The 23,303-nt window shown below is 68.3% G+C and carries 18 protein-coding genes; 13 read left to right on the forward strand and 5 right to left on the reverse strand.

Annotation, left to right across the window (positions count from 1 at the left end):
• Positions 1–10 precede the first annotated feature (10 nt).
• Together ACLJPX_RS21755 and ACLJPX_RS21760 are read right to left on the reverse strand one after the other, a co-directional pair.
• A complete protein-coding gene (locus ACLJPX_RS21755) occupies positions 11–1,828 on the reverse strand; it encodes a substrate-binding and VWA domain-containing protein (protein ID WP_410601686.1) in 1,818 nt (605 codons plus the stop codon).
• A gap of 119 nt (positions 1,829–1,947) precedes the next feature.
• Positions 1,948–3,117: a homogentisate 1,2-dioxygenase gene (locus tag ACLJPX_RS21760; RefSeq protein WP_101611717.1), complete on the reverse strand. Its 1,170-nt coding sequence runs from the start codon at positions 3,115–3,117 to the stop codon at positions 1,948–1,950.
• 85 nt (positions 3,118–3,202) lie between these two features.
• Here ACLJPX_RS21760 and ACLJPX_RS21765 point away from each other — a divergent pair, with 85 nt between their 5' ends.
• Positions 3,203–4,057, forward strand: a complete 855-nt coding sequence (locus ACLJPX_RS21765) for a hypothetical protein (protein WP_265737282.1) — start codon at positions 3,203–3,205, stop codon at positions 4,055–4,057.
• Between the two features lie 157 nt (positions 4,058–4,214).
• Positions 4,215–4,853 carry an IclR family transcriptional regulator gene (locus ACLJPX_RS21770; RefSeq protein WP_410601687.1) on the forward strand — a complete coding sequence of 213 codons (639 nt, stop codon included), beginning with the start codon at positions 4,215–4,217 and terminating at the stop codon, positions 4,851–4,853.
• Between the two features lie 4 nt (positions 4,854–4,857).
• Here ACLJPX_RS21770 and ACLJPX_RS21775 read toward each other — a convergent pair whose 3' ends face one another.
• Positions 4,858–5,529, reverse strand: coding sequence for a DUF998 domain-containing protein (locus tag ACLJPX_RS21775; RefSeq protein WP_410601688.1), 672 nt, complete (start codon positions 5,527–5,529; stop codon positions 4,858–4,860).
• Positions 5,530–5,617: 88 nt separating this feature from the next.
• Positions 5,618–6,205 (reverse strand): TMEM165/GDT1 family protein, encoded by a 588-nt coding sequence (locus ACLJPX_RS21780; RefSeq protein ID WP_410601922.1) that lies wholly within the window; start codon positions 6,203–6,205, stop codon positions 5,618–5,620.
• A 187-nt stretch (positions 6,206–6,392) separates the two neighbouring features.
• On the opposite strand from ACLJPX_RS21780, the gene ACLJPX_RS21785 reads away from it, so the two are divergent.
• The 11 genes from ACLJPX_RS21785 (at position 6,393) to ACLJPX_RS21835 (ending at position 21,662) form a co-directional block, all read left to right on the forward strand.
• Entirely contained in the window at positions 6,393–7,346 is a 954-nt protein-coding gene (locus tag ACLJPX_RS21785; protein WP_410601689.1) for a S41 family peptidase, read from the forward strand.
• Between the two features lie 81 nt (positions 7,347–7,427).
• Positions 7,428–8,939 (forward strand): cytochrome ubiquinol oxidase subunit I, encoded by a 1,512-nt coding sequence (locus tag ACLJPX_RS21790; RefSeq protein ID WP_101611722.1) that lies wholly within the window; start codon positions 7,428–7,430, stop codon positions 8,937–8,939.
• Between the two features lie 434 nt (positions 8,940–9,373).
• Complete coding sequence (gene cydB / locus ACLJPX_RS21795) at positions 9,374–10,381, forward strand: cytochrome d ubiquinol oxidase subunit II (RefSeq protein WP_410601690.1); 1,008 nt, start codon at positions 9,374–9,376, stop codon at positions 10,379–10,381.
• Positions 10,378–13,629: a thiol reductant ABC exporter subunit CydD gene (cydD, locus tag ACLJPX_RS21800; RefSeq protein WP_410601691.1), complete on the forward strand. Its 3,252-nt coding sequence runs from the start codon at positions 10,378–10,380 to the stop codon at positions 13,627–13,629. The genes cydB and cydD overlap by 4 nt, the downstream gene beginning before the upstream one ends.
• Positions 13,630–13,643: 14 nt before the next feature.
• Complete coding sequence (locus tag ACLJPX_RS21805; protein ID WP_410601692.1) at positions 13,644–14,789, forward strand: GAF domain-containing sensor histidine kinase; 1,146 nt, start codon at positions 13,644–13,646, stop codon at positions 14,787–14,789.
• A gap of 132 nt (positions 14,790–14,921) precedes the next feature.
• Positions 14,922–15,554: an excalibur calcium-binding domain-containing protein gene (locus ACLJPX_RS21810; protein ID WP_410601693.1), complete on the forward strand. Its 633-nt coding sequence runs from the start codon at positions 14,922–14,924 to the stop codon at positions 15,552–15,554.
• Complete coding sequence (locus tag ACLJPX_RS21815; protein ID WP_101611727.1) at positions 15,551–16,183, forward strand: class F sortase; 633 nt, start codon at positions 15,551–15,553, stop codon at positions 16,181–16,183. Before ACLJPX_RS21810 ends, ACLJPX_RS21815 begins: the two co-directional genes overlap by 4 nt.
• Positions 16,184–16,192: 9 nt before the next feature.
• A complete protein-coding gene (locus tag ACLJPX_RS21820; protein ID WP_410601694.1) occupies positions 16,193–16,801 on the forward strand; it encodes a histidine phosphatase family protein in 609 nt (202 codons plus the stop codon).
• Between the two features lie 42 nt (positions 16,802–16,843).
• Positions 16,844–18,109 (forward strand): haloacid dehalogenase-like hydrolase, encoded by a 1,266-nt coding sequence (locus tag ACLJPX_RS21825; RefSeq protein WP_410601695.1) that lies wholly within the window; start codon positions 16,844–16,846, stop codon positions 18,107–18,109.
• A gap of 27 nt (positions 18,110–18,136) precedes the next feature.
• Positions 18,137–19,354: a hypothetical protein gene (locus tag ACLJPX_RS21830; protein WP_410601697.1), complete on the forward strand. Its 1,218-nt coding sequence runs from the start codon at positions 18,137–18,139 to the stop codon at positions 19,352–19,354.
• An 82-nt stretch (positions 19,355–19,436) separates the two neighbouring features.
• Positions 19,437–21,662 carry a hypothetical protein gene (locus ACLJPX_RS21835; RefSeq protein ID WP_410601698.1) on the forward strand — a complete coding sequence of 742 codons (2,226 nt, stop codon included), beginning with the start codon at positions 19,437–19,439 and terminating at the stop codon, positions 21,660–21,662.
• On the opposite strand, the gene ACLJPX_RS21840 is transcribed toward ACLJPX_RS21835, so the two are convergent.
• A complete protein-coding gene (locus ACLJPX_RS21840; protein WP_410601699.1) occupies positions 21,652–23,256 on the reverse strand; it encodes a hypothetical protein in 1,605 nt (534 codons plus the stop codon). The genes ACLJPX_RS21835 and ACLJPX_RS21840 overlap by 11 nt on opposite strands.
• Positions 23,257–23,303: the final 47 nt, after the last annotated feature.

Consider the following 23,303-nt stretch of genomic DNA (forward strand, 5'->3'; position numbering starts at 1 on the left):
TCCGAGGATCTCAGAAATTCGAGATCACAGCGGTGAAGACCTGGTCGATCGAGTCCGGTTTGGACGAGTCGTACCCCACGCCCTGAGTGGTCTCGGCGATCTCCTTGAGCACGTTCAGGTCCGCGTCGGAGCCGTAAGCGATGGTGAACATCCGCACCGCCTCACCGCCACCCTCGGTCCGCAGCTGCCCGACGAGGTTGGGCAGGTCGATTCCGCCCGGATCCTCGTTCCGGCCGTCGGTGAGCACGACGACGGCGTTGATCGCTTCCGGATCCAGCCGCTGCTTCATGAACTCGTAGGCCGCGAGCGACGAGTCGTAGAGACCGGTTCCGTTCTGCGGGGTCAGCCCGTTCAGCCGCGACGCCAGTTCCTGCCTGCCCGGTTCACCGCCGATCGGCGACACCGCCCGGAGTTCCTTGAAGTCCTTGTCACCGTCGAGTTTCGTCGAGAACATCCACAGTCCGACCTTGTCCGCGTCGCTGAACTGCGGCAACGACGCCACGGCCGCCTGTTTCGCGAGATCCATCTTGTTCTTCCCGGTCCCGCCGACCCCGTCGCCCATCGACCCGGAGACGTCGACGACCAGCAGCACGTTCGCCTTCTTCCGCAGGTCCTTCCACGACTTGAGCACCTCGGTCAGCACCGGCGGGCTCGGCGGGCGGATCAGGTTGAGCTTCGCGTCGGGCTGGGCGCCGTTCTCCGACGTGGTCTGCGAACCGGGCTTCCCGTCGAACGTCCGGAAGCCGATGTCGCTGAACTTCTGCTGCGCCTCGGCGCCCCGCAGATGCGCGAGGAAGTCCGCCGCGACCTGCTTGTGGATGTCGTCGGTCCAGTTCAGCACGGTGAACGGGTGATCGGAGTTGAGCGTGCCGTCACTCGGGTAGATGCCGACGAGCGGCACCTTCGGCGGCGCGTGCTGCCCGCGCTTCTCCGGATCGTTGGTGGGGTTGCCCTGGTTGTAGCCGACGAGCGAGTTCTCCTCGACCGTCACCGCCGAGATGTACGACAGCGCGGCGCCGCGGTCGTCGGCCTTCTGCAGGTTCGTCAGGAACGTCAGGGTGTTGTCGCCGTAGTGGACGATGGCCTGCTCGACGTTCTGCACGAACGTCCGTGCCTCCGGTTTCGCGAGCGCGTTCGCGGTGAGGTCCGAAGACGTTCCTGTCGCGGCGTAGTAGGCGCCGATCGTGGCGTTGAGACCGGACGTCGAGATGTTCGGATTCGTCTTGCCGAGCCGGAACTTCCCCCATTCCGGATGGCCGTACTTCGCCCAGCCCTGCGGATCCGTGGCGAGTGCGGCGAGGTCCTTCCAGCCGATGCCCTTGCCGGGCCAGCCGAGCGCCTCGGCCATCGGTTTCGGCATGGCGAGGACCAGCGGCGCGTTCGCGACCGATTCCGGGTCGCCCTCGGGCACCAGCGCGGGGTGATCGGTGCCGGTGAGGTTCTGGCGCAGCAGGTTCACCCAGCCGGACGCGGCGGGCGTCCAGACGTCCGGCCTCGGCCCGTCCACCGCCTCGTTCCAGCCGCGCGCGAGCGCCTGCATCGCGGTACCGGAGGACTTCGACTGCACCATCACGTCGACACAGCGCCCCGCGACCGTGCGGCCGCTGTAGCCCTTGGCGATCTCGGTGACCACGCCCGCCTTTTCCGGCGAGGACGACACCTGCAACTTGACCGCGTCACCCGTCGTGCACTTCGCTGCCGCGGCCTCTTCGCCGGAGTCGCTCGTGAGCGCGCGCAGTCCGATGATCAAACCGATCGCGACCACCGCCGCGGCCGCGAACGCCAGGACCTTGCGGCCGCCTCGGGACTGACCGGGATTCACGACCATGGAGAACCTCCAGCGGTGGGAACACCGATTATCCGGAGGTTTCAGCCCGCCCGGGGCCGTGTTGCCGAACCGTTGCGGCCATGGCGGTACTTATCCCGCCATGGCCGCGACCGGTGAAATCAGGCGCCAGGGCCCCGGCCGGACCAGGTCCACGCGTAGCGGTGGTCCTCCGAAGCGTCGGCGGCCTCGCCGAGGTCCAGCGGCGCGAAGGTGTCCACCATGACCGCGGTCTCGTCGAAGAACTGAGCGCCGATCGACGCCTCCGCAGCGCCGGGCTGCGGCCCGTGCGTGAAGCCGGACGGGTGCAGCGAGAGCGAGCCGACCTCGATCCCGGAGCCCTTGCGCGCCTCGTAGTTCCCGCGGACGTAGAACATCAGCTCGTCGGAGTCGACGTTCGCGTGGTTGTACGGCACCGGGACCGACTCGGGGTGGTAGTCGACCTTGCGCGGGCAGAACGAGCAGACCACGAAATTCGGGCCCTCGAACGTCTGGTGCACGGGCGGCGGCTGGTGCACGCGGCCGGTGATCGGCTCGAAGTCGTCGATGTTGAACACCCACGGGTACAGGCAGCCGTCCCAGCCGACGACGTCGAACGGGTGGGTCGCGTAGGTGTAGCGCGTCAGCCCGGCGCGGTGCCGCACGAGGACCTCGACGTCGGTGCCGTCGACGACCAGCGGCTCGGAGGGGCCGCGGATGTCGCGTTCGCAGTACGGCGAGTGCTCGAGGAACTGGCCCTTCGCCGAGAGATAGCGCTTCGGCGGGCCGATGTGGCCGCGCGCCTCGATGGTCAGCAGCTTGATCTCGTCGTGGGGGAGCACGCGATAGGTGCACGACGTCGGGATGACGAGGTAGTCGCCGTCACCGATCTCCAGCGAGCCGTAGATCGTCTCGACGGTGGCGCTGCCGCCATGGACGTAGAAGAGCTCGTCGCCCGCCGCGTTGCGGTACAGCGGCGAAGGCTGCGTCGCGTGGACGAAACCGATGGTGACGTCGGCGTTGCCGAACAGCCGCCGCCGGTCGGTGACCGCGTCGGCGTCGCCGAACTTGAGGTCCTGGGTCTTGAAGGCGCGGGGCTTGAGCGGGTGGTTCGGGGTGATCGGGCCGCGTTCGTCCTCGATCGCGACGGCGTCGACGATCGCGGTGGGCAGCCCGCGGTGATAGAGCAGCGCGGAGTCCGCCGAGAAGCCCTCGACACCCATCAGTTCCTCGGCGTACAGGCCCCCGTCGGGCTTGCGGAACGCCGTGTGGCGCTTGTGCGGGATCTCGCCTACCTGCCGGTAGTAAGGCATCGGAATCTCCCCGGAACGTGTCCGTTGTGCGAACGATTTTGTCCTGATGTCGTACGCTACTAGCGTGTCAGTCGTGTCAAGCGCTGTGGAACTCACGCCACCCGGCCCCCGAGGAATCCCTCCCCTGTTCGCGCGGCTCGTCGACGACTCGGCGTTGTTCCCGCCCGGCGAGGCGTCCATGCCCGAAGCGCTGCGTGCGCACTTCGCGTCGAGGACCGGTGAACACTCCGGCGTCCTCGGCGTGTTCCTGTGCCAGGCGTCGAGGCTGCCCGAGCTCATCACCGAACTCATCAAGATCAAACCCAAGGAGCCGCTGCCGCTGTCGCTGATCATCGACACCGGCCTGGGCGGCGTCCCGAAGGCGATCTCGATCGTCGAATCGCGCAGCGAGATCCTCGCGCTGCGGATGGTGGAGATGCCGGCGCCGTCGGACGTCGACGAGGTCTGGCTGGAGCGCGTCTCCGAGTTCGTGCCCGAGGACGTCATCCGGGTGGTCGAGCCACGGCGCGGTGTCGGCTGGCTGGACGGCGTGCGGAAGGTGATCGAGCACGGCAGCTGGCCGAAGATCCGCTGCGGCGGCAAGGCGGGCGAGAACTTCCCCAGCGTCGACGAGGTCGCCGACTTCCTCGCGGTGGTCAGCGGCTCGAGCGGGGCCTCGTTCAAGGCGACGAACAGCCTGCACCGTGCCGTCCGGCATACCGACGAGACCAGCGGGTTCACCCATCACGGGTTCCTGAACCTCATCGTCGCGTCCGCACGCTCCCTTTCGGGCGGCGACGTGCGCGCCGCGCTGGAGTCGACCGACAGCGCGGCCCTGGCCGACGAGGCCAAGGGGATGTCGGAGCCGGCCGCGAAGGCCGTGCGCGGGCTTTTCGCCTCGTACGCGGCGGCCTCGTTCGACGAGCCGGTCGCCGACCTCGGGGAACTCGGGTTGCTGTGACCGTGTTGTCTATCGCGCTGCCGCCATCGCGCTGCCAGAGCGCACGTGGGCGTAGTAGGTCGCCTGTTCTTGAAGGGCGCCCTGCCATCGCGATAGCGGGGCCTCCGGCCAAAAGGGCGCGACCTCAAAAGATCAAAAGACCTCGGTCGAGCCTGCTGTGACCCGCGAAGGGTCGTTGACCCTGGACAGAGGGCTCGCGCTGCTGCAAGCGGTGGCGGACGCCGGGGGCGAGGCGGCGACGATCTCCGAACTCGCCGTCGCCATCGGCGCGAGCCGGGCCGCCGTCTACCGGCTGCTCGTCCCGCTGTCCGAACGCGGCCTGGTGTGGCGCGACGGCAACAAGGTGCGGCTGGGTGTCGGCCTGCTCCGGCTCGCCGGGCAGGTCCTCCCGCAGCTGCGGGAGGCGGCCAGGCCGGTCCTGCACGAGCTGGCGGAGAAGGTCGGCGCGACGGCGCATCTGTCGGTCGCGCAGGGAGACCAGGCGCAGGCCGTCGCGGTCGTCGAACCGACGTGGACGAGCTTCCACGTCGCCTACCGCGTCGGCACCCGCCATCCGCTGTCCGCCGGAGCCGCGGGCAAGGCGATGACGCTGCGTCCCGGCGGCGAAGGCTGGGTGACGTCGTCCGGTGAACTGGAGGCGGGCGCGTCCGGGGTCGCCGCGCCCGTGCGCGGGGTGCCGGGCTTGAAGGCCAGCCTCGGTGTCGTGTCGTTGGAGCCGCTGGACGCCTCCGTGGTGGGTCCCGCGGTCCTGGGGTCCGCCGTCCGGCTGGCCGAGGTGCTGAAACAGCCCGAGTAGCGCGTCAGCGGCCGCTGAGCAGTGGGCGCACCATGGTCGCCAGCAGCGTGAGGTCGACAGCGAACAGCAGCCGCTCGAACAGGCCGAGCGTGATCTCCTGATGCGACGGCCCGGTGAGCATCGTCCAGACGAACCCGCCGAGCACGATCACCACGGCGGCGAAGCTCGCCACCGAAAGCCGCCGGATCGTCGTGCGGCGCGGCTCCCACGGGCAGCGCGCCCGGCCGGGGCGGGTCAGCACCCAGGCAGCGGCGGGAAGCGCGAGGAAGGCCGTCAGCGCGGCGTAGTTGTGGATCTGCCCGGCCAGCGAACGTGCCTGGCCCTCGGGGTCGACGGGCACGAGCGCGAGGACGAAAAGCCCGGTGCACCACACCCCGAGCAGGACGAGAACGGACTCGTAACCGCTGCGGTGCGCCTTCGCGATACCGCCGAGCAGGGCGAGCGAACCGAGCCCCAGCGCCAGGCACATCGCGCCGAACAGCGGCGCCGCCGTCGAACCGGGTGAGAGGTAGCCGTAGACGTACTCGGACAGCGTCTGCCAGATCGGGCTGACCTGGCTGGACAGCCGCAGGTGCAGATCGATCGAGATGGCGACGGCGACGGCCATGCCGAAGATCGCGAGCCTGCCGTGCACGGGGGAGACGGCACGGGCCGCGATGATCTTTGGCAAGGTCACGACCGGTTTCTCCAGGCACGTCGGGGCGGGTGTTCACCTTTTCGTTTCCGAAAGGTTACCCGGCGAACCTGTGAAGAACCCGTGCGCCTCAGAAGACGAGCTGGGTCAGCGCGAACAGAGAGAACCCGGCGAAGACGAAGCCCGCCACGCGCTGGATGAGCTTGGGACGGATGCGGCTCCGGACCTTCGCGCCGATGAAGACGGCGAGCCCGGCGACGGCGACCAGCGCCACGAAGGAGCCGAGTGCGACCGCGAACGGGTTGCCGAAGCGGGCCGTGAGGCTGGCCGTCGCGAGCTGGGAGGCGTCACCCCACTCGGCGGCGAACAGCACGCCGAACGACGTCAGCGCGGAGCGGAAGAAGGTCGCGGGGCTCGGCCCGGAACGCGACGCGTCCTCGCCGCCGTCCTTGCCGGGGCTGAACCCTTCGCGAAGAAGCATGAACGCGCCGATCCCGAACATCGCGGCGACGATCGCGGTCACCAGCGCCTCCGGCAGCAAAGTGAGCACACTGCCGAAAGTGGCGGCGATCGCACATTGCACGGCGAACGCCGCGGTGACACCGGCGAATACCGGCCAAGCGCGGAAACGAGTGGTGAGAACGAGGGTGGCGACGAGTGTCTTGTCCGGCAGCTCCACGGCCAGTACCAGGCCGAACGCGCTGATCAGCGCCAGCATCGAGCTAGACATGATGATTTCCACCCCTTTCACTGCAACGATAAAGGGGAGGTTCGGGAAAGGGCAAGCTGATGGCTTTTCCGAATCGGACGGCATGCGCGGGCGAATTGTATTTCTTGGCCGGGCGGAAAGGAGATTTCGGCAAACCGAATTCTTTTTTCAGTCGCCGCTGGTAGCGTCCGCGAGCATGGACGAGAGAGCGCGGATCGATGACGTGTGCGGACGGTTGCGGAGCCACTACGTGTTCCCCGATGTCGCCGAGAAGCTCGTGGTGTTCTTGCAGGCGAGGCTGGGCGAGGGCGCGTACGCCGGGCTCGACGACAAGGCGTTCGCCGCCGCGGTCACTCGGGACCTGCAATCGGTCAACGGGGACAAACACCTGCGGCTGCGGCATCACGTCGACCCGCTGCCCGAGGTGGACGGCCAGTCCTTCGATCCCGAGGTGTACCGGCACGAGGCCGAACTGAACGGCTTCGGCATCGCGTCGGCGCGACGGCTGTCCGGGAATGTCGGCTACCTGGAGACGAAGCTGCTCTACGGGCCGGACATCGCCGGTGAGGCGCTGGCCGCGGCGATGACCCTGCTCGCGAACACCGACGCGTTGCTGATCGACGTCCGGGAGAACCGGGGCGGTGACCCGATGGCGGTGGCCGTGCTGATCAGCTACCTGGTCGACGAGCCCGTGCACTACAACAGCATTTATCTGCGCGACGGCGACGTGACCAACCAGTTCTGGACGCTGCCGTACGTGCCGGGACGCAAGTTCGGCGCGGACAAGCCGGTGTGGATCCTGACCGGTCCGAAGACCTTCTCCGGCGCGGAGGACCTGAGCTACTCACTTCAGCAGTTGGGGCGGGCGAAGACGGTCGGCGCGGTGACCGGCGGCGGCGCGAATCCGCGCCAGCAGTACAAAGTGGACACCCATTTGGATGTCACCGTCCCGGGTGGACGAGCCGTGAACCCGGTCACGGGGACCAACTGGGAAGGCGTCGGCGTCCAGCCGGATATCCCCGTCGCCGTCGAGGACGCTTTCGATGCGGCGTACGCGTTGGCCCTGGAACACGTGCTGACACTGGGGGATTCGGGCGTGCGGCGGCAGATCGCCGACGAGGCGCGGCTCACGCTCGCCGGCCTCGGCTGAGCCGGGCGTGGGACCTACGTCCCGCTGAGGACAGGACCACTTGAACTGGCGGGTCACCCTCGGGGTGAGCAGGCTTGAGGCGTGGAGGTTCTCGATCTCGCTAGGTGGCAGTTCGGCATAACCACCGTCTATCACTTCCTGATGGTCCCGCTGACCATCGGGCTTTCGGTCCTGGTCGCCGGGATGCAGACGGCCTGGGTCCGGACCGGTGATCCGCGCTATCTGAAGATGACCAAGTTCTGGGGGAAACTCCTGCTGGTCAACTTCGCGATGGGTGTGGTCACCGGGATCGTGCAGGAGTTCCAGTTCGGGATGAACTGGAGCGCGTATTCGCGGTTCGTCGGCGACGTGTTCGGTGCGCCGCTGGCGATGGAAGGGCTCGTCGCGTTCTTCGTCGAGTCGACCTTCCTCGGACTGTGGATCTTCGGCTGGGACAAGCTGCCGAAGAAGGTCCACCTGGCGTGCGCCTGGGCGTACTCGCTGGCCACCGTGGCGTCCGCGTACTTCATCCTGGCGGCGAACTCGTGGATGCAGCATCCGGTCGGGGTCGAATTCGTCGACGGGAAGCCGACGATGAACTCGATCTGGGCGGTGCTGACGAACAACACCGCGCTGGCCGCGATCCCGCACACGCTCGCGGGTGCTTTCTCGGTGGCGGCGGCGTTCCTGGTCGGTGTCGCGGGCTGGCAGTTGTGGCGCAAGCGTTCGGAGGACGACGAGCACCGCGCGGTGTGGCGTTCGTCGTTGCGTCTCGGCGGCTGGACCGGGGTGGTGGCGTTCGCGGTGCTGGCGATCACCGGTGACATGCAGGGCAAGCTGATGTTCGAGCAGCAGCCGATGAAGATGGCGTCGGCGGAAGCGTTGTGCCACACGGAGAAACCGGCGAGCTTCTCGATCATCGCGATCGGTGACGTGAGCGGCTCGAACTGTGAGGACGTCAAGACGTTCAACGTGCCGGCGCTGCTCTCCTTCTTGGCGCACAACGACTTCACGACCGAGGTCAAGGGCGTGGAGAACCTGGTGACGGAGTACCAGGCGAAGTACGGCACGAACTACCCGGACGACCCGCAGCTCGGTTCGCTCGCGGGCAAGCCGATCGATTACGTGCCCAACCTGCCGGTGACCTACTGGGGCTTCCGCGCCATGATCGGCTTCGGCGCGATGTCGGCCGGGATCGGGCTGCTCGCGCTGTGGCTGACCCGGCGCGGGCGCATCCCCGGGCAGCGATGGTTCCCGTGGCTCGTGCTCGGCGGGATCGCGACGCCGTTCATCGGCAACAGCGCCGGCTGGATCTTCACCGAGATGGGTCGTCAGCCGTTCGTAGTGGTGCCGAATCCGACCGGTGTCGACGGAGTGTGGATGTTCACCGCGCAAGCGGTCTCGAAGTTGTCCACAGGCGAGGTATGGACATCGCTGATCGCTCTGACGACCGTTTACGCGGTCCTGGGCGTCGTCGAAGTCTTCCTGATGCGCAAGTACGTCCGCGGCGGTGTCGACGCCGTCATGCCCCCCAAGAAACCGGCCTCGACCAGCAAGAACGACGATCCCGAAGGCGGTGACAGCGATGACGACGCCCTCGCCTTCGCCTACTGATCGCCTCTTTACGTCACCTACCCAGCCCCCCGCCCTTCCCGGGGGACGGCCCCGCACCCAGCGTATCGGGGGTATCGCTCAGGCGGGTTACCCACAGCCGATCTGTGGACAACTTGGGTGGTTGTGGATAACTCAGGGCGATCAGGGGTGGAAGCGCCGGAACGGTCGCCTCGGAGTGATGGGAGGTGTCGCGAATGCCACTTTCGCGACGCTGGATGTCCCGAAAGTGGCTTTCGCGACATGCCGCGCGGCGTCGGCAGGGCAGGGCGACCACGGGCAGGGGCTGAAGGGCCCCTTCACCGCATCGCACGCAGCGAAGGCTCCCTTCACGGAGTGGCATGCGGCGAAGGCTCCCTTCACCGCGGCGCACGCAGGCACCGCGTCGCATGCGGCGAAAGCGTCCTTCAGCCCAGGCCCAGGAAAGTGAGCGCCCGATGACCCTCGAAACGATCTGGTTCTGCGTCATCGCCCTGTTCTGGCTCGGCTACCTCTTCCTCGAAGGCTTCGACTTCGGCGTCGGCATGCTCATGCCCGCTCTCGCGAAGGACAACACCGAGCGCCGCGTCATGGTCAACACGATCGGTCCGGTCTGGGACGGCAACGAGGTCTGGCTGATCGTCGCGGGCGGCGCGATGTTCGCCGCGTTCCCCGGCTGGTACGCGTCGCTGTTCTCGGCCGCGTACCTCCCGCTCCTGGTCGTGCTGCTCGCCCTCATCGGCCGAGGCGTCGCGTTCGAGTACCGCGGCAAGGTCGATTCCGACCGCTGGCGCCGCAACTGGGACCGCGTCATCGGGATCGGTTCGTGGATCCCGCCGTTCGGGGTCGGCCTGCTCCTCGCGACCACCGTCCTCGGCCTCCCGCTCGACGCCGACGGCAACCGGGTCGGCGGCGCGTTCGCCGCCGTCCGGTTCGAAACACTGCTCGGCGCGATCGCGGTCGTCGGGTTCTCGCTGGTCCACGGCGCCGCGTTCCTCGCGCTCAAAACCGAGGGCGACCTCCGCCACCGGGCACGGAACCTGGCCACGCGCCTGCTCCCGGTCGCCCTGCTGCCGTTGCTCGCGTTCCTCGTCGTCGTGCAACTGCGTTCGGGTGACCTGTGGACGCTGCTCCTGATCGGCATCGCCGTCGTCGCCGCGGTCCTCGCCTGGTTCCGCATCCGCGCGGGCCGGGAAGGGCAGGCGTTCGCCGCGCTCGGCGGCGTCATCGCGGCTTCCGCCGTCGCGATCTTCGTCGCGCTGTACCCGAACGTCCTTCCGTCCACTGTGGACGCCGCGAACACGCTGACGATCGCGGGCGAGGCATCGAGTCCGTACACCCTGACCGTGATGACGTGGGTCGCGCTGTTCGGCGCCCCCGCCGTCCTGATCTACCAGGGTTGGACGTACTGGGTGTTCCGCAAGCGCATCGGCACCCGCCACATCCCACCGGTGCACGCACCATGACCGAACTTCCCGGCCGCGACACCCTTTCCGCCAAGGAGTCCACAATGGACCCAGCGCGACCGGGAAAGGGTCCGCTCGGCGCGCTCGCTCCGCTTTCGAAGGCGGCGCGCCGGGCGTTGATCCTCAGTGGGGCACTGTCCTTCGTCAACGCGGTCGTGCTGGTGGGACAGGCGTTCCTGCTGGCCGACGTCCTCTCCGCGGTCGTCCGCGGAATACCGGGGGACCGCACCGCCCAGCTGGCCGTGCTGCTCGCGCTCGTCGCAGGGCGCGCGTTGACCGGCTGGGCGGTGCGGGCAGTCTCCGTTCGCGCGGCCGCCCGCGCGAAGGAAGAGCTGCGCGCGAAGGCTCTCGACCACGCCTTGAAACTCGGCCCGGAATGGATCGCGCGCCGCGGCCACGGCGAGCTGACGTCGTTGACCACCAAGGGACTCGACGCGCTCGACGCCTACTTCACCCAGTACCTCCCGGCACTGGTGACCGCCGCGATCGTGCCGCTCGCCGCCGGCGCCGCGATCCTGGTCGCCGACTGGCCTTCGGCCGCGCTCGTCGTGATCACCGTGCCGCTGGTGCCGCTGTTCGCCATCCTGATCGGCAAACACACCGCCGAGCGGGTCGCCGAAGCCGCCGACGCCGAGCAGTGGTTGTCGGGACATCTGCTGGAACTCGTCCGCGCGCTGCCGATCCTCAGCGCGTTCCGCCGCGCCGAGGCGCAGGCCGAGACGGTCCGGAAGATCTCCGAACGGCATCGCCGCACGACGCTCAAAACCCTGAAGGTCGCGTTCGCGTCGGCGTTCGCGCTGGAACTGATCGCGACGCTTTCGGTCGCGCTGGTCGCGGTCGTCATCGGCGTCCGGCTCGTCTCCGGCGAACTGCCGCTGGCCATCGGGCTCGGCGTGCTGATCCTCGTGCCGGAGTGCTACCAGCCGCTGCGCGCGGTCGGTGCCGCGTTCCACGCCAGCGAAGACGGCGTCGAGGCCGTGCGCCGCGTCGCGGACGTGCTCGCGGAACCTTTGCCGCCCCAAGGATCCGGGACACCTCCCAAGGGTGAGATCCACGTCGGCGGACTGCGCGTCGCGAGGCGTGGCGGATTCGCCCCCGACGGTGAGAGCTTCTCCGTCCGGCCCGGCGAACTGACCTGGTTGCGTGCGCCCAGTGGCGGCGGCAAGTCGACGACGCTGGCCGTCCTGCTCGGCTTCGTGCAAGCCCAAGACGGGACGATCACCGTCGGGGGCACCGATCTCGCCGACGCCGACCTCGACCGCTGGCGTGAGAACGTCGCCTGGGTGCCACAGTCGCCGGTGTTCGGCGGGGGCACGGTCCGCGACGAGGTCGGCGCCGAAGACATCCTCGGCGAACTCGGGCTCGCCGGCCTGGCCGATCGGTCGGTTTCGAAGCTGTCGCAAGGACAACGTCAGCGAGTCGCGGTGGCGCGGGCGCTGGTGCGGATCCGGGCGGGCGCGTGGCTGCTCCTGCTCGACGAGCCCACCGCCCACCTCGACGAGGTCAACGCCGGGCTGGTGATGGCCGCCGTCACCAAGGCCGTCGACAACGGCGCCGCCGCGATCATCGCCGCTCACGAACGCACGCCGGGTATCGACATGTCGACTGACCCGGTGGCGGAAGTCGTCATGACTGAGGCGCGGACGGCGGCCAAGCCGCTGCCGTGGCGAGCTTTGCTGCAGCCGAGGTTCTTCGGCGGAGCGCTGCTCGGCGCCGCGGCCCTGCTCGCCGGGGTCGCGCTGACCGCGCTCTCGGGCTGGCTCATCGCCAAGGCCTCGCAGCAGCCTCCGATCCTGACCTTGACGGTGATGATCGTCGGCGTGCGGACGTTCGGTCTCGGCCGCGCGGGCCTGCGGTACCTCGAACGGCTGGTCACGCACGACGCCGCGTTCCGGATCGCCGGAAGCCTGCGGGTCCGGCTTTGGGAGTCGTTGGTGCGGCTCGGACCCGCACGCGCGCTTCGGGCGGGTGAGGAGCAGCGACGGCTGGTCGGCGACACCGACACCGTGCGCGATCTGCTGCCCCGGGTGATCACGCCGCTGATCGTGGTGGCGCTGGTGGCCGCGGGCGCCGTCGCGGTGCAGGCCGTCGTCCTGCCCGAGGCCGGACTCGCGCTGGCCGCGGCCGTGCTGGTGAGCGCGTTCGCGCCGCTGCTCGCGCTCCGGGCGGAACGCCGGGCGACCAGCGCGCTGGCGGCCGGACGGCGTTCGGTGTCGGCGCAGGTGCTGAGCCTGGTCGAAGCCGCCGCCGAGTCGATCGCGTACGGGACCGACAAAGAGCGACGTCGCCGGATCGCCACGACCGACGCCGCGCTGACCGCCGAAGCGCGGCGGCAGGCCTTCGGCGCCGGCGCGGCCGACGCCCTGATCATCCTGGCGACGGGTGCCGCCACCGTCGTGAGCACCGGGTTCGCCATAAGCGCCGTCGCCGCCGGCGCGCTGAACCCGGTCCTCGCCCCGGTGGTCGCCTTGGTGCCGCTCGCGCTGGCGGACGTACTCTCCCTTCTCCCGCCGGCCGCGCAGCACTGGGACACCCTGCGCCAGGCCCGTCTGCGCCTCGCCAAGTGCGATGAAAGTCCCCTTCATCGCGAAATTCGCAAGGAAGGTGACTTTCCCGGCGTCGGCGGGGTGCGGATCCGGAACGCCGATCTCGGCTGGCCCGGTACCGAGCACCCGGTTCTCACCGGTGTCGACCTCGACATCGCGCCCGGGACGCACGTCGCCGTCGTCGGCCCGAGCGGCGCCGGGAAGTCGACGCTCGTCGCGGCCCTGCTCGGTTTCCTCAAGCCGAGCAAGGGTGACGTCGACGCTCCCGAGAACGTCGCGTGGGCGCCGCAAGAACCGATGCTCGTCTCGACCACCGTCGCCGAGAACCTGCGCCTGGCCCAGCCGACGGCGTCCGAGGACGACCTGCGGAAAGCCTTGTACCAAGCCGTTCTCGAGGACGTCGAGCTCGGCACGATGCTGGACAGCGCGGGCGCCGGGCTGTCGGGCGGGCAGGCGCAGCGGGTGGCGCTCGCGCGCGCCATGCTCGGCGCCGCCCGGGCCGATCTCGTCCTCCTCGACGAGCCCACCGCGCATCTCGACGAACCGACCGCGCGCACCGTCCGCGAACGGCTCGGCGAGGCGCTCGCCGGGAAGACCGTCGTGCACGTCACGCACAACGCCGCCGAGGCGGACGGCGCCGACCTGGTCCTCGAGGTACGAGAGGGTCGCGTCACAGCGCGCGTACTGGCCGGAGCGGACTAATGTCGATAGCGCTCATGGATCCCACCCTTGCCGCGCGCGCTTTGTCCGCCGCCACCGAGATCACCGGCACCGCCCTGTCCGGCGACGACCCGGGCGACGTGCTGGAGACGGTGGTCGCCCGCGCCGTCGAACTGGCCGAGGCCGACCTCGGTCTCGTCATGGTGCGCGCGGACGACGGCCAGGTGGTCGTCGAGGCCGTGCACGGAGCCAGCACGAAGGGCCTTCGGGGGCTGGCTTTCGCCGCGGATTCCGCCGCCGGGCAGGTCGCCCGCGGCGGTGAACCGGTGGTCAGCGAGGACTTCACCGTCGATCCCCGCACGGCGCCGTTCGTGCCGCCGGAACTACAGGGCTTCGGTCCCTTCGCGGCGTCGGCGTTCGGCGCGGGCGGACGCGTTCTCGGCGCGCTCACCGTGTACCGCCGCCACGGCGGCGCCCCGTTCTCCGCCAGCACGGTCGAGGTGCTCACCGCCTTCGCGGCGCAGGCGGGCGTGGTCCTCGCGTTGGCGGAGGGTGCCAACGCCCGGCACCGCGTGACCCTTTACCAAGAGCGCGAACGCATCGCGCGCGAACTGCACGACGTCATCGTGCAGCGGCTCTACGGCGCGGGCATGCAACTCGACCGCGTCCGCAAGAACATGCGGAAGCGGTTCGCGCAGGCCGACGGCGTGCGGCTGTCCGAGGCGATCGACCAGCTCGACCAGACCATCGAAGAGATCCGCGGCACTGTACGCGCCCTGCGCAGCCCGGAACCCGCGAACGAGACGATCACCGCCACCGACCTCGCCGAGTCCGCGCGCGGCGAGGTGCGCATCGCGGGCGAACTCCTCGGCTACCCGCCGACCCTCGAACTGTCCGGAGAACTGGCCGACATCCCCGCCGAGCAGGCGGATCACATCCGTGCCGCGCTTCGCGAAGCACTGTCCAATGTGGTCAGGCACTCCGGGGCGAGCGAGACCCGCGTGACGCTCAGCCGCGATGTGGAAGGCGTCAAACTCCGCGTGCGGGACAACGGATCCGGTGTCCCGCAGGGGGTCGCCAAACGCGGTCTCCGTCATCTCGACGAACGCGCGACGACGTCCGGCGGGCGGTTTTCGATCAATTCGTCGCCGAGTCTGGGCACTTTGGTCGCTTTCGACGTTCCGCTCGACCAAACCGTGTGAAATTAACGGTCTCCGTCGCTCGTTAGAGTGACGATTCGCGTTTTCCGATTAATCCGTAACAGCCTGGTTCGGCGCGCGATTGTAAGGGTATCGAACGCGCCCGGAGCGCGAATTCCCATCGAAAGGACCCCCATGTCCTCGGTTCGTCGCGCCCTCGGCACGGCCGTGATCCTCGCCGGTTTCTCCTTGTTCGGCCCCGCATCCGTCGCGTTCGCGCTGTCGGACGCGCCCGCGGCCGCCGATCTGGACTGCGGGAGCTTCCAGTTCCAGGAAGAAGCGCAGGCCGTACTCGACAAAGATCGATCGGATCCGCATGGGCTCGATCGGGACAAGGACGGAATCGCGTGCGAAACGTTACCGAAGCGGGGAACGACGCCGACGGAAACGATCACGCCCACCGTTCCGCCCATCACGACGGAAACGAAACCGGTGCCGGGCAGTGCGAAATTCGCGGACAAGGACTGCGCCGATTTCCCGTCGCAGGCCGCGGCACAGGCCGAGCTCAAGAAGAACCCGCGTGACCCGCACAAGCTCGACGGCGACAACGACGGGTACGCGTGCGAATCCCGGTTCGGCGAGCCCGCGAAGTCCGGCCAGGTGAAGGTCAAGCCTGTCGGCGGTGTCGCGACAGGCGGCGGTGAGGAAACCGCCGAAGTCAACGGCGGTCTCCTGGAGATCGGCGCGGTCGCGCTCACCGGCACGGCCCTGCTGACCGTGTCGGCCGCGGGCGCGTCCCTCGTCCTCCGGCGGCGTGCCGAGCGATGACCAGGGCTTCTTGGCGCCGGTGGCCGTTTCCGCTGGTCATCGGCACGCTCCTCGGGGTGGTGCTCGCGGCCGCGCTGACCGCCTGCGCCGTCCCGCCGACGGGCAAGGTCGCGTCGCCGGCGGCACCCTCCACGGTGTCTTCGGCGGCGGCTCCGGCCGTCACCGCCCCGCCGCTCGGACCCGCGAAACCGGCGACGCTCGAAATCCCGGCGATCGGGGTCCGCACCGGCGAGATCGTCGACCTCGGCCTGGCCGGTGACGGCACCCTGCAGGTGCCGAACGACGCGATCACCACCGGCTGGTTCACCGGCGGCCCGGCACCCGGCGAGATCGGGCCCGCCGTCCTCGCCGGGCATGTCGACTACAAGAAGGTCCCCGGTGTCTTCGTCCGGCTCAAGGAACTGAAGACCGGCGACGAAGCCGTCGTGCATCGCAAGGACGGGGTCACCGCGGTGTTCACCGTCTACGCCGTCGAGCGGCATCCGAAGGCGTCCTTCCCCACGGAGAAGGTCTACGGCGACACGACCGGACCGGAACTGCGCCTGATCACCTGCGGCGGGGACTTCGATTCCTCGACCGGCAACTACCTCGACAACGTCGTCGCCTACGCGAAACTGACCCGCGCTTAGATTCGAGGGATGCGCACGGTCCACGTCGTCACTCATCCGGAGTCCACTCATCACGTCGATCGCCTGGTCGGCGGCTGGTTCGATGCCGAACTCACCGCCGACGGCGAGCGCGCGGCCGTCGCCATCGCGGAGTCGCTGCGCGCGAAGGTGCCGGACGGCGTGGAGATCCACTCCTCGGACCTGCGTCGCACCGCGCGGACGGCGGAACTGATCGGCGAACGGTTCGGCGTGACACCGGTCCTGGACCGGCGGCTGCGCGAGAAGTCGTACGGGGAGGCCGGGGGCAAGCCGCAAGAGTGGCTGGACCGCCGGTTCGTCCCGCCGCCGCCGACCGGCGAACGGCTGGGGCACGACGAGGGGATCCCGGGTGCCGAAACGAAGGGCGCGATGGCCGCGCGGCTCTACGCGGCGATGGACTCGATCCTGGAAAGCCCCCGCGAGCACCAGATCATCGTGACGCACGGCGGCGCGCTGACCTTCGTCGTCGCGGCGTGGATCCGGATGCCGCTCGAGTCGGCCGGGTACGTCGACTTCCGCGCTTCACCCGGCAGCGTCACGGTGCTTCGTGAGGATGACTACTTTCACAACCGGCAGGTCGTGACTCTCGCCGGAAAATGACAGGATCTCCCCGAACTGTCGACGAAGACGTGGGGAGATCACATGCCGAGGTTCCTGCGAGCCGTGGCCCTTGCCGCCGCCGTCGCGGTCGTTCCGGTGGCCTTACCCGGCACGTCGGCGGTCGCGACCGAGTCCCGTTGCCCTCAGCTACGGCTGGCCGATCACTGGTACGGCGACAACGCCGCGAAGATCCAGAAGGTCATCGACGAACGCGGCCGCTGCGGCGGGAAGCACGGCGAGCGGCCGGTGGCGGTGTTCGACTGGGACAACACGGTCATCAAGAACGACATCTCCGACCAGACCGTCTTCTGGATGATCCGGCACGACAAGGTCCTGCAGCCGCGGAACAAGGACTGGCGCACGACCAGCCGGTTCATGACCGACGCCGGGGCGGACGCGCTCGGCAAGGCTTGCGGCACCGCCACCCCGGCCGGGAAACCGCTGCCGACCAGCAAGAACCTCGCCTGCGCCGACGAGCTCCTGTCGGTGCGGAAGAACGCGAAGACGAGCACCGGCGAAGAGGTCTTCGCGGGGAACAACCGGCGCTACATGGAGGCGGCCTACGCCTGGGTCGCGCAGATCAACGCGGGCTACCGGCCGGACGAGGTCCGCGCGATCGCCCGGCAGGCCAGGGCAGCGGCGCTGCTGGCGCCGGTCGGAGCGACCCAGAAGGTCGGATCGAGCACCCAGGTCGCGTGGATCCGGTACTACCCGGAGATCAAGGACCTGGTCGCGACGCTGAACAAGGCGGGCTTCTCGACGTGGGTCGTTTCCGCCTCGCCGAAGGAGTTCGCGGACGTCTGGGGTTCGGCGATCGGCATCCCGCCGAGCCGCACGCTGGGGATCTACTCGCAGACCACGAACGGCCGGATCAACGGGCACCTCGAAGGCTGCGGCGGGCACGCCGACGGCGCCGACGAGATCATGACCTACATCGACGGCAAGCGCTGCTTCATCAACGAAAGGATCCTCGGGATCCGCGGCGCGAAGGCGATGGAAGCGGCACCGGCGGCCAAGCGGCAGGCGCTCGCCGGCGGCGACGCGACCACCGACGTCACGATGCTGCGCGACGCGACCGGAGTCCGCGTCACGCTCAACCGCAACAAGGACGAGCTGATGTGCCGCGCCTACGACAACGCGGACGGGAAGTGGGCGGTGAACCCGATGTTCATCGAGCCCTTCCCCGCGTTGAACCGCACCTACCCGTGCTCGACGACGGCGTACGAGAACGCCGACGGCACGCACGGCCCGGTGCTGCGCGACGACGGCACGGTCATCCCGGACCAGCGGGACACCGTGCACCCTTGAGCGGACTGGTCGTGAAAGGGGAGAGACATGACCGCGAAGGCGATGATTCTCGGCTATGGCGCTACAACGCTCGGCTTGGCCTTGGTTGTTCTCACTGTCCATGTGGGTTCATGGATGATCCTGCAGGATGGTTTGGCCCGGTTCGGTGCAAGGATTTTTCACGGCGAGGAATTTTACGACACGAGCCGAGTCCGGGAAAAGATCACCCGCGTGGCGTGGCTTGGTTTCGGAATCATTATCGCTCTTGCTCTGGCGGAGATCGTCGCGTTCGGTTTCGCGTCGCTGAGTTGGCGTGTGACCCTGACTCTGCCACTTTTCTTGGGGATCTTGGTCGCCCCGGTGGTTTACGTGTTCGTCTACCTTTTTTCGGTCAGCTGGATGTTCGGGCGAATCCGCTCCCGGATGGACAAGGAGTCCGTGACCGTACCAGGTGTCGAGGACACCGAAGGTCTGATCAGGGAGTTCGCGGTGTCCCGGACCCGCGATCGAGGGCTGTCCTTGTCCTTGATATTCGGCGCGGTTCTGCCCGCGATGTGGGCAGGTGTCGTGTTCTCGATCGGCGTCTTTCCGGCAGGAGGCCGCACCGGCCCCGAGGCCTCGATGCTTGGTCTTTCGGCCCTCCTGAGTGGTGTCGCGGCTCTCTTGTGGATCGCCCTGGTTCGCTGGTTCCTCCGTATTTCGTCTCCGCATCAGGGGTTGATCGACGATTCGTTCTTTATTTTGAACTTTCTCGCCAAGCAGCGGCCGGATGCATCTTATCGGCGACCGCCGCATCTGCCGTGGTCTTTCCGGGCATCCCGGCCGCGGAACCTGATGCATGAAATGGGTTTCGGGCTGGCACGCCACGTCGAACGATATGTCCGTGGCACCGAGCGCCGTCTCACTCCTTATGACTACGAGCGGTTGCGAAGCACCTATCAGGCCATCGCCTGGGCGCTTCGGAGTGAATCCATCGGCGCCGCGCGGAACGCCGAGAACACACAGAGATATCGAGAACTCGTCATCGCGGGATTGACGCTGGTTTCCGTGGAGGAGTTCAACCTGCTTCCTGATCGGTACGCGTCGCTGGTGGCGGACGTGCCGGAGCAGCCCGTCATCCGGCCACGCTGGCAGAGGTGGGTGGAGACGGCCGACACTGTCCTGCAGAGGGGCCGCGCGTTCATCAGCGTTCTGATCCTGCTGGCGGGCATTCTCTTCTTCCTGGCCACCGGCCGGTTGGTCGAGCTGCTGGGTCTCGTCAAGTAGCGGGCAAAGCGAGGTTCACGGTGAGTGACGTGCATGATCCGCGCTGCTAGCGTGTCGGGTACAGCTGTGAGGGGGTTTACAGGTGACTGATCCGTTTCAGGCGGAGCTCGTCAAACAGACCGTCGCTCTGGTCTTCACCAGCGGAGGCAAGGTCGCCGAATATCTCTGGAAGAAGCTGGCGGGACGGCGGGACGGGAAACGGCTGCGTTCCGACCCGGCCGCGTTGGAGGCCGCCGTGCGCCATCTCGCGGTCGAAGACCCGGCTGTGGCGGGAGAATTGCGGGAACTGGTCGAAAGCATGCTCGCGATGAGCAAGGCCCGGCCGCGGATCGTTCCGCGTTCGCCGACCCTGTACGACCGCGTCGGTGCCCAGGCCCGGCTGGGCGGCAGCGGTGTGGTGGTGCTCTCCGGTCCTTCCGGAGTCGGCAAAACGACGCTCGCCGAGCATTACGGGTTGCGCTCCGGCGGCGCGTATCCCGACGGCGCGCTGCTGATCGACCTCGCGGACCATCGCGACGGGCCGGGCGCGCCCTTGAGGATCAGCCAGGTTCGGGAGGCCGTGCTCCAAACGCTGGGGGTGGAACCCAAACTCGTCACGTCGGGTGCGGGTGAACTGAAAACCCAGTACGACGACCTGCTCGGGCCGTTGCGGTTGCTCCTGGTCTTCGACTCGGTCGAAAGCGTCCGTGATCTCCAGGCCTTGGTGCCTCCGTCGCCGATGAGCCTGGTGCTCGCGTTGACGGAAGATATGCCCGACGAGCTCGTGACGCAGTATCCCCGGCACGTACCCCTCAGCAGGCTTGAAGAGGGAGCGGATCGGATGCTCTTCGAAGCGATCGCGGGGACCGATCTGCTCGCCGCCGATCCCGAAGGCGCACTCGAAGTCCTCGCCGAATGTGACCGTTTTCCGGCGACGGTGGTCGCCGCCGCGATCGCGGCGAGGCAACGCGCGGCACTGGCGGCCCGGCCGCTCAAGCTCCTCGCGAAGGAATTGAGCAGCGGGCGCTCCCTCGGTCCCGTGAGCGCCGCCTTCGATCGGGTACTCGCGGGACTCCCACGGCGTGAACAGGATCTTTGCCGGGCACTGAGCGAAATTCCCGGACCGGGCTTCACGCACGAGGCGGCCGCGGCCGTGGCCGGTTGCGAACCGTTCGAGGTCCTCGACGGGTTGGTGCATCTCCAGTCGGTCTTCTTCGTGACCGAGGAGCCCGGCAAGCGGCTTCGGCTGACCAAACAGGCGAGGCAGGCGCTCACTCGCGCGGGTCATACGCCAAGCGACGATGGATTCCCGAGGCTCGTAAGGTTCCACCGCACCCAAGCGGTGCAGGCGGATCAGTGGAAGATGGGCCGCGGGCGGCTGAGGCTGTACGACCAGACGTTGCCGGAGGGCACCCGGCCCTTGGACCTCGCCCCTGGACAGGACGCGGTCGACCTGCTGGTCGCCGAGATCCCGGTCTACCGCGCGCTGGCGAAACCAGCCCACGACGCCGGACTCCATCTCGAGCTGACGCAGCTCTGTGGTGCCCTGGAAATCGTCGGGCTGCACCGAGGACATCTGCGTGAGCTCGCGGAGATCAACAGATGGGGGATCGCGAGCGCGGAAAAACTCGGCGACGTTCCGCTCCAATTGAGGACCATCGCGCAGCAGGCGCGCCTGTATTCGCTGCTCCAGGAGTTCCAGCGGGCAGAGGAGGAGTTCGGCAGGCTGGGGGAGCTCTCGCGCCGGCTGGAGTTCCCCGAAACCGAAACGAATCGCCAGCTCCGCGCGTCACTATGGGAGTTCCGCGGCCTCTTCCACCGAGAACGAGGCCAGTACAGCGAGGCGGCGGCCTGCTTCTTCGAGGCACTGAAGATCAGCCGGACGCTGGGCGGACTTCCCTTCAGAGGGCAAGGGTTGCACGCGAGGATGCTGGCCAACGTCCTGGTACTGGTCGGTGATCTCACCGGGGTGCTCCAGCTGCTCGAGGAAGCGGAATCGAACACGGATCCCGGGAACAAACGTGACCTCGCCCAAGTATGGCTGGTCCGGGCGAAGGCGCTGAGCCGATCGGGAGCGGCGGCCGCCGCGCGGCAAGCGCTCGATCTGTTGCCGGAAGTCTGGCGCATGGTGGTTCCCACCGGGAGCGATCAGTACGAGCTGGAGATCGCCGAGGCACTCGGGGACGCCGCTTGGTACTGCGGGGACTTCGATCTGGCACGGCACCACTGGTCCGGCGTCTGGCGGCGATTGCAGGCGGTCAGGCATCCGCGTGCCGCCGGGGTGCACGCCAAGATCATCAACGGGATGCCGCCACTGATCACCCGGTGAGCGCCGAGCTGACCACGGTCCGGATGTTCTGGCCCCCGCGTATCTGGAAAGAACCAGTCAACGGGAGGTCCTTACTTCTGCGCCAGTACCAGGCGGAGATCGCGGTCAGCGGTTCGCCTTCGGTGACGAGCTCGAAGGATCGCCCTCCCGCGCTCCAGAGCAGGCACCGGTCCGCGCCGATCCCGGCGATGAGCCCGGCATCGGGACGACGACGGGTGATTGCCCGTGCCCAATCGGCGAATTCGGCCCTCTCGCCGGTGAACTCGCAGTAGACCACGTCGGCGCCTTCGAGATCGTCCAGAGTGGACAGTTCTTCGTGGGCGACGATGTGGCGATCGGGTGACGTGGCTTGCCCGGCCTGCTCAGTGGGAAACCGGGCGACCGCCAGCTGGTCCGCGTGCTGCCGGACCTCGACAGAGAATGTCGTCGGCTCCGTCACGTCCGGCACCGGATCAGGGACGGGACGGAAGACCGCGCGGGTGTCCGGCTCCGCCAGACGCATCAACTCGTAGAGAACGGGCCGGAGAAGCTCCGCGCACTTTCCGGAGAACTCGACCGCTTGTTCCGCGACGTCGGTGAGTGGTTTTGTCGCGCAGGCTCGGTCGATCTGCTCGCGCGGATCGCGCTCCGTGTCGAGCCGCGGAGCTCTGGCCAGCAGTTCGGCGAGTGGCGAATCCGGTACCACCGTGGCGGGTTCCCGGCTGCCGATCAGCACCGGGATCTTCGCGGCGGCGGCGTACAGCGCGATGGAGCCTCCGTCCGAGATCAGGATGTTCGCGGCGAGGACGGTCGCCTGCCAGCCACGTTGGGCCGGGATCACGGCGAGACCGGCTCGCCGGGCCCGGGACAACCACGCGCGGATCTGCCAGGGGCTGTGGGCGGCCCAGGCACCCGGATGCACGATGAGGCTGAACTGGTACTCGTCGACGGGGAGCTCGGTGAGCAGACGCGCGGGCAGGCTCGGATCGGTGCCCAGCAGCGAATCCGGCCCCCAGGTCGAGGCCAGTACGACGTGCTTGCGATCCCGAACGTCGAGCAGTCGCCGATAGCGGGCCACGCGATTGAGACTGGCGAGCATCCGGTCGTGGCAGGGATCGCCGACCACGACGGCGTGTGGCTCGGCTTGTGGACAGTTCTGCCGGAGGTAGCGCAGTTGGTTGCCGTGCGACAGGCCGATCCGGCTGGGTACGACGCGACCTTCGTGGACCAGCTGCGCCGGATTCAGGCCCGAAACGACCGCCTGGCGCGGGTAGTGCTTTTGGTGCCCGATGCCGTGTGGAACGAGCAGGACAGGCGCCTTCAGCCGGTGGAGGTCGTCGTTCTCGCTGGCCGCTATCGCCAGGTCGAATCGGGTTTCGACCGCCTGTTCCCAGGGGATGACCTTCGCGTCCAGCGAGGCGAGGAACTCACCGACGCCGGCGGACAGGATCGCCGGTTTCCGCTCGTCGTGGGTGAACACGACCTGGACCCGCGGGTCGTCCTTCAGCAGTGACACGACGTCGAGCAGCCGGGTCAAGGTGGTCACGGTGCGGACGACGACCAGGACGCGATGGGAGAACCGAACCGTGAGCCACTGGTCGAATTCCGGATCCACCGGGACCTTGGCCCAAAACGACGGGGGGGGGGGTACCTTTTTCGCGC

It is taken from the genome of Amycolatopsis sp. lyj-90 (assembly GCF_046549035.1).
Taxonomy (GTDB): domain Bacteria; phylum Actinomycetota; class Actinomycetes; order Mycobacteriales; family Pseudonocardiaceae; genus Amycolatopsis.

Excerpts from the sequence above, each read along its gene's own strand:
- ACLJPX_RS21755 (WP_410601686.1), bottom strand. The coding sequence starts at position 1,828 with ATGGTCGTGAATCCCGGTCAGTCCCGAGGCGGCCGCAAGGTCCTGGCG.
- ACLJPX_RS21760 (WP_101611717.1), bottom strand. The coding sequence starts at position 3,117 with ATGCCTTACTACCGGCAGGTAGGCGAGATCCCGCACAAGCGCCACACG.
- ACLJPX_RS21780 (WP_410601922.1), bottom strand. The coding sequence starts at position 6,205 with ATGCTGGCGCTGATCAGCGCGTTCGGCCTGGTACTGGCCGTGGAGCTG.
- ACLJPX_RS21785 (WP_410601689.1), top strand. The coding sequence starts at position 6,393 with ATGGACGAGAGAGCGCGGATCGATGACGTGTGCGGACGGTTGCGGAGC.
- cydB (WP_410601690.1), top strand. The coding sequence starts at position 9,374 with ATGACCCTCGAAACGATCTGGTTCTGCGTCATCGCCCTGTTCTGGCTC.
- cydD (WP_410601691.1), top strand. The coding sequence starts at position 10,378 with ATGACCGAACTTCCCGGCCGCGACACCCTTTCCGCCAAGGAGTCCACA.
- ACLJPX_RS21805 (WP_410601692.1), top strand. The coding sequence starts at position 13,644 with ATGGATCCCACCCTTGCCGCGCGCGCTTTGTCCGCCGCCACCGAGATC.
- ACLJPX_RS21810 (WP_410601693.1), top strand. The coding sequence starts at position 14,922 with ATGTCCTCGGTTCGTCGCGCCCTCGGCACGGCCGTGATCCTCGCCGGT.
- ACLJPX_RS21815 (WP_101611727.1), top strand. The coding sequence starts at position 15,551 with ATGACCAGGGCTTCTTGGCGCCGGTGGCCGTTTCCGCTGGTCATCGGC.
- ACLJPX_RS21820 (WP_410601694.1), top strand. The coding sequence starts at position 16,193 with ATGCGCACGGTCCACGTCGTCACTCATCCGGAGTCCACTCATCACGTC.
- ACLJPX_RS21825 (WP_410601695.1), top strand. The coding sequence starts at position 16,844 with ATGCCGAGGTTCCTGCGAGCCGTGGCCCTTGCCGCCGCCGTCGCGGTC.
- ACLJPX_RS21830 (WP_410601697.1), top strand. The coding sequence starts at position 18,137 with ATGACCGCGAAGGCGATGATTCTCGGCTATGGCGCTACAACGCTCGGC.